This window comes from Mesorhizobium sp. M7A.F.Ca.US.006.04.2.1, from assembly GCF_004022915.1.
Lineage (GTDB): Bacteria > Pseudomonadota > Alphaproteobacteria > Rhizobiales > Rhizobiaceae > Mesorhizobium > Mesorhizobium ciceri.
On the sequence record NZ_RZQA01000564.1, the window covers coordinates 1 to 4,264 of the forward strand.

4 protein-coding genes and 1 pseudogene are annotated in these 4,264 nt (G+C 63.6%); all 5 read left to right on the plus strand.

Translation table 11 applies throughout. The annotated features are described in order from the left end of the window. A pseudogene (locus EN925_RS25255) lies at nucleotides 1-229 on the plus strand (NADH-ubiquinone dehydrogenase); the annotation flags it as partial. A 73-nt stretch (nucleotides 230-302) separates the two neighbouring features. Then, the gene (nuoG, locus tag EN925_RS25260) at nucleotides 303-2,384 is read left to right on the plus strand and encodes an NADH-quinone oxidoreductase subunit NuoG (RefSeq protein WP_127385420.1); all 2,082 of its coding nucleotides are present in this window, start codon (nucleotides 303-305) and stop codon (nucleotides 2,382-2,384) included. A gap of 2 nt (nucleotides 2,385-2,386) precedes the next feature. Further along, on the plus strand, nucleotides 2,387-3,430 hold the full coding sequence (gene nuoH, locus EN925_RS25265) for an NADH-quinone oxidoreductase subunit NuoH (protein WP_013531097.1): 1,044 nt from the start codon (nucleotides 2,387-2,389) through the stop codon (nucleotides 3,428-3,430). Next, a complete protein-coding gene (gene nuoI, locus EN925_RS25270; RefSeq protein ID WP_013531098.1) occupies nucleotides 3,430-3,921 on the plus strand; it encodes an NADH-quinone oxidoreductase subunit NuoI in 492 nt (163 codons plus the stop codon). Before nuoH ends, nuoI begins: the two co-directional genes overlap by 1 nt. Nucleotides 3,922-4,043: 122 nt before the next feature. Next, nucleotides 4,044-4,264, plus strand: a 221-nt coding sequence (locus EN925_RS25275) for an NADH-quinone oxidoreductase subunit J (RefSeq protein ID WP_206529197.1), incomplete at its 3' end; no start/stop codon positions are given.

Genomic DNA, 4,264 nt, shown 5'->3' on the forward strand with positions numbered 1-4,264 from the left:
GCCCAAGGCCGTGGAGAAGCCGGCGAAACCGGCGGATCTCAAGGCGATATCGGGCATCGGGCCCAAGCTGGAGAAGGTTCTCAACGGCCTCGGCATCTGGACGTATGCCCAGATCGCGGCATGGACGCCGCAAGAGGTTGCCTGGGTCGAGGACTATCTGTCGCTCGGCGGCCGCATCGGCCGCGACGATTGGACAGCTCAAGCGGCGGCGCTCGCCGTCAAGAAGTGAATGAAGTGCCCGACGTGGTCTCGACCGCGTCCGGAAAAAGAGATTGCGGGAACTCCGCAGGGGTTTGAGGCGAATGGCAAAGCTCAAGGTCGACGGGAAAGAGATCACTGTACCCGACCACTACACGCTGCTGCAGGCGGCGGAAGACGCTGGCGCGGAAGTGCCGCGCTTCTGCTTCCATGAGCGGCTGTCGATCGCCGGCAATTGCCGCATGTGCCTGATCGAGGTGAAGGGCGGGCCGCCCAAGCCGCAGGCTTCCTGCGCCATGAACGTGCGCGACCTGCGTCCCGGCCCGAATGGCGAGGCGCCGGAAATCTTCACCAACACGCCGATGGTCAAGAAGGCCAGGGAAGGCGTGATGGAGTTCCTGCTGATCAACCATCCGCTGGATTGCCCGATCTGCGACCAGGGCGGCGAATGCGACCTGCAGGACCAGGCGATGGCTTTCGGCGTCGATTCCTCGCGCTATCACGAGAACAAGCGCGCGGTCGAAGACAAATACATCGGACCGCTGGTGAAGACGGTGATGAACCGCTGCATCCACTGCACGCGCTGCGTCCGCTTCACCACCGAAGTCGCCGGCATTTCCGAACTGGGCCTGATCGGCCGTGGCGAGGATGCCGAGATCACCACCTATCTCGAACAGGCGATGACCTCGGAGCTGCAGGGCAATGTCATCGACCTTTGCCCGGTCGGCGCGCTGACCTCGAAGCCATTCGCCTTCCAGGCGCGGCCGTGGGAGCTGACCAAGACCGAATCCATCGACGTGATGGATGCGGTCGGCTCGGCGATCCGCGTCGATAGCCGGGGCCGCGAAGTGATGCGCATCCTGCCGCGCGTCAACGAGGCGGTGAACGAGGAGTGGATCTCCGACAAGACCCGCTTCATCTGGGACGGCCTGCGCACGCAGCGTCTCGACCGCCCCTATGTGCGCAAGGACGGCAGGCTGGTTGCCGCCAGCTGGGCCGAGGCCTTCGCCGCGATCAAGGACGCGGTGTCGAAGACGGCGCCCGAAAAGATCGGCGCTATCGCGGGCGATCTCGCCGCCGTCGAAGAAACCTATGCGCTCAAGCTGCTGATGGCTTCGCTCGGCTCGAAGAACACCGATTGCCGCCAGGATGGCGCTGCACTCGACCCGGCGCTCGGCCGTGCGAGCTACATCTTCAACCCGACCATCGAAGGCATCGAGCAGGCCGATGCGGTGCTGATCATCGGCGCCAACCCACGCTATGAAGCCTCGGTGCTCAACGCCCGTATCCGCAAGCGCTGGCGGACCGGCAATCTGCCGGTCGGTGTCATCGGCGATGTCGGCGATACCCGATACGACTACGAACAGCTGGGCGCCGGGCCGGATTCGCTGAAGGATTTGGCCGACGGAAACGGCAAGTTCTTCCAGACGCTGAAGAAGGCGATACACCCGCTGATCATCGTCGGACAGGGCGCGCTGGCGCGTCCCGATGGCGCAGCCGTGCTCGGCCAGGCGGCCAAGCTCGCGGCCGCCGTCAACGCTGCTCGCGCAGACTGGAACGGCTTTGCCGTGCTGCACAATGCGGCCGGGCGCGTCGGCGGTCTCGATCTCGGCTTCGTGCCGGGCGAGGGCGGCAGAAACGTTGCCGGCATGCTGGGCGAAATGGAGCTCTTGTTCCTGCTCGGCGCCGACGAGATCGACATGGCCAAGACCGGCGGCGCCTTCGTCGTCTATATCGGCACGCATGGCGACCAGGGCGCGCACCGCGCCAATGTCATCCTGCCGGCGGCCGCCTACACGGAAAAATCGGCCACCTATGTCAACACCGAAGGGCGCGTGCAGCAGACCAACCGCGCCGGCTTCGCGCCGGGCGAGGCGCGCGAGGACTGGGCGATCCTGCGGGCGCTGTCGGATGTGCTCGGCAAGAAACTGCCGTTCGATTCGCTGCCGCAGCTGCGCGCCAAGCTTTATGGCGAATACCCGCATCTGGCCCGTATCGACCAGGTCGCGGCCGGCAATGCCGAGGATATCGCCGAGGTGGCGAAGCTCGGCGGACGGCTGAACAAGGGCACCTTCACCTCGCCGGTGACGGATTTCTACCTGACCAACCCGATCGCGCGGGCATCGGCCGTGATGGCGGAATGCTCGGCACTGGCCAAGAGCGGCTTCAAGCAGGCGGCAGAATAAGCATGGACACTTTCTTCTCCTTCTACGTGCTGCCGGCGCTGCTGATCCTGTTGAAGTCAGTCGTGCTGATCGTTGTTCTTTTGATCTTCGTCGCCTACATCCTCTACGCCGACCGCAAGATCTGGGCGGCGGTGCAATTGCGCCGTGGCCCGAACGTCGTCGGCCCCTGGGGCACGCTGCAGGCTTTCGCCGATCTGTTGAAGTTCGTCTTCAAGGAGCCGGTCATCCCGTCAGGCGCCAACAAGGGCGTGTTTCTTTTGGCGCCGCTGGTGTCGGCCGTGCTGGCGATCTCGGCCTGGGCGGTCATCCCGGTCAGCCACGGCTGGGCGATCGCCAACGTCAATGTCGGCATCCTCTATGTCTTCGCCATCTCCTCGCTCGAGGTCTACGGCGTGATCATGGGCGGCTGGGCGTCGAACTCGAAATATCCGTTCCTCGGCGCGCTGCGCTCGGCCGCGCAGATGGTGTCCTACGAAGTCTCGATCGGCTTCGTCATCGTCACCGTTCTGCTCACCGCCGGCTCGCTCAACCTCACCGATATCGTGCTGTCGCAGCATGATGGAATTGGTACGCGGCTTGGCCTGCCCAACACCTTCCTCGACTGGAACTGGCTGGCGCTGTTCCCGATGTTCATCATCTTCTTCATCTCGGCGCTGGCCGAGACGAACCGCCCGCCCTTCGATCTGGTCGAAGCCGAATCGGAACTGGTCGCCGGCCACATGGTCGAATATTCGTCGACCCCGTTCCTTTTGTTCTTCCTCGGCGAGTATGTCGCCATCGTGCTGATGTGCGCGCTGGCCACCATCCTGTTCCTCGGCGGCTGGCTGCCTCCGTTCGACTTCGCGCCGTTCACCTGGGTGCCGGGCGTCATCTGGTTCGTGCTGAAAGTCTGCTTCGTGTTCTTCGGCATCTCCATGGTGAAGGCCTTCGTGCCGCGCTACCGCTACGACCAATTGATGCGGCTTGGCTGGAAAGTGTTCCTGCCGATCTCGCTGTTCATGGTGGTCGCCACCGCGGCCTTCCTCAAGATCACGGGGTTTGCGTGATGTCCGCTCTTTCCCAAGCCGCCAAATCGCTGCTGCTGCAGGATTTCGTCAGCGCCTTCTTCCTGTCGATGCGCCAGTTCTTCGCGCCGAAGGAGACGATCAACTATCCGCACGAGAAGGGGCCAACCAGCCCGCGCTTCCGCGGCGAGCATGCGTTGCGCCGCTATCCCAATGGCGAGGAACGCTGCATCGCCTGCAAATTGTGCGAGGCGATCTGCCCCGCGCAGGCCATCACCATCGAGGCCGGCCCGCGCCGCAATGACGGCACGCGCCGCACGGTGCGCTACGACATCGACATGGTGAAGTGCATCTATTGCGGCTTCTGCCAGGAAGCCTGCCCGGTCGACGCCATCGTCGAGGGGCCGAATTTCGAGTTCGCGACGGAGACGCGCGAGGAACTCTACTACGACAAGGACAGACTGTTGGCGAATGGCGACCGGTGGGAGCGCGAGCTGGCGCGCAACATCTCGCTGGACTCGCCCTACCGCTGATATTTGACGCATGGACGGGGCGAGGGGCCTCGTCTAAGGACACAACGAAACTTGCGGCCTGAGGCGGCAAACATCGAAACAGGACGGTTGTCCTGTTTGTACAGGAACCCGGGGGATCCCCAATGTTGAGTGGACTAGAGGCGGCCTTTTTCTACCTCTTCGCCTTTGTCGCGGTGGCATCGGCGTTCATGGTCATTTCGTCGCGCAACCCCGTGCATTCGGTGCTGTTCCTGATCCTGACCTTCTTCAACGCCGCCGGCCTGTTCATGCTGACCGGCGCCGAGTTCCTGGCGATGATCCTGCTCGTCGTCTATGTCGGCGCGGTGATGGTTCTGTTCCTGTT